Source organism: Bacteroidales bacterium, from assembly GCA_014860575.1.
GTDB lineage: Bacteria > Bacteroidota > Bacteroidia > Bacteroidales > JAAYJT01 > JAAYJT01.
The window spans coordinates 1-1,540 of record JACZJK010000024.1 but is presented as its reverse complement, the minus strand read 5'-3'; the positions used below and the strand labels follow the sequence as shown (position 1 = coordinate 1,540).

Here is a 1,540-nt window from a genome sequence, read left to right as displayed (position 1 = left end):
GTTGAGCACAACAAAATTATAAAAGCATTACAGATCAATGGCTTTGGCGTTGCCAACGGTCATGCCCACCGACCAACCTCTGCGTTACAGCTCCGCAGCTACAAAGTACACACCGGATAGTCCTTTGTTGTTGCTGGGTATTTCTGGCATAATTTAATTTGTTGGTTTCTGAATTATTCCGTTACACTATTCCACAACGTGCTGATTCATCCATGAAAGCTTGAGACTATTACCGAGTAAAATTTTGTCATGAGTATGAATAAATAACATTGATTTTGAAATAATGCTTGTTGCGGACTAATCAACTTCTATACTTCTGATATACCTGGCTAAACCACCCAAACCTGTCAGGTTTCGAAAACCTGTCAGGTTTTCCAGCTATCTTACTCCAGTTCAATTTTGTCCAAAATCTCATTTGCAACTCCCTGATTGAATTCTCCACTATCATCCAACACACTCACAAAACCAATTTTGCAATGATTATCGCCCGACCTCCCTTTGTGGAATTTGCCAAAACCGCTATCCTCCGAACTGGCAAGCTTTGGGTATAAGAGCATACTTTTGGAACTGTTCCAGTACATATTGTAAACATACATTTGCTTCAGGTCATCGTCGGAGGGTTTGTTTACATCTATCAATTTCCATTTGGTGTCAATGATGCATGGTTCCCATCTATTATCATCGGTGCTCTCACCAATAGCCGTGGCCTTTTTTCTTTCGATTACAATGTCCGGGTAAATGCTTTTGGACTCCCAAAAGAGATCGTGTACCTGATACATAACACGCAGATTCTCGTCTTCCCTGGCCTTGAGCTGTTTGTAGATATACTTCTCCCACAGCTTGTTCATATCGAACAGAAGCGCCAGCATATTTTCATCACCCATTGAAATATCGGGTGAAAAATTCAGGATCAACATTTTGGCAATGGCCAGGGCTTTGGTGTATTCCCTGGTTTTACGGGTGAGGCGGATTTTGTTGAAGGAATCTTTGTTAATGGTTATTTCCCTGATCTCAGGAAAGTAAAACATGAGCTTCCTGATTTTATCATTCAGCATGCTGCCGGATGATAGAACATCAAGTATATTGATGCCTTTTAGTAGAATCTGGTTGATCAGATGTTCGTGGTCGTAGGACTGATGGCAGGTGTAAAACCGCTCGCGGTGAATGCAGTTGCGCTGAATATCTCTGGAAAAATTCAAACGCCCCTTCAGCGCTTTCACGTTGCCTTCGTTTTGCCGGTATTTTTTGGTGAGGCCACGGCGAAGTAATGTATCAACCTCCTGAAGATAAACCTCAAAATACAGATCGAGCAGGGTAAACCGCTTCCTCAGGCTGGCTTCAGAAACCGTTTCCAGGTCAATTTCGCCGCTGATGGCCAGCATCTTCAACAAAACCTTTTGCCACCGCCTGGTTTCTGAGTCATAGTCGTGTTTGGTTATTGATTGCTTGTCGGCTTTGGGCAGAATTTCGATGGTGAGGTTGCCGATTTGAATAACGCCAACGTATTGACAGAATTTGATGCCGTTGCGAATCACCGTGA

General features: G+C 42.9%; 1 protein-coding gene. It reads right to left on the bottom strand.

Features of this window, described 5'->3' with window-relative positions; all coding sequences use genetic code 11:
* Nucleotides 1-383: 383 nt before the first annotated feature.
* On the bottom strand, nucleotides 384-1,540 hold a 1,157-nt coding region (locus IH597_06575), incomplete at its 5' end, for a restriction endonuclease (protein MBE0662114.1).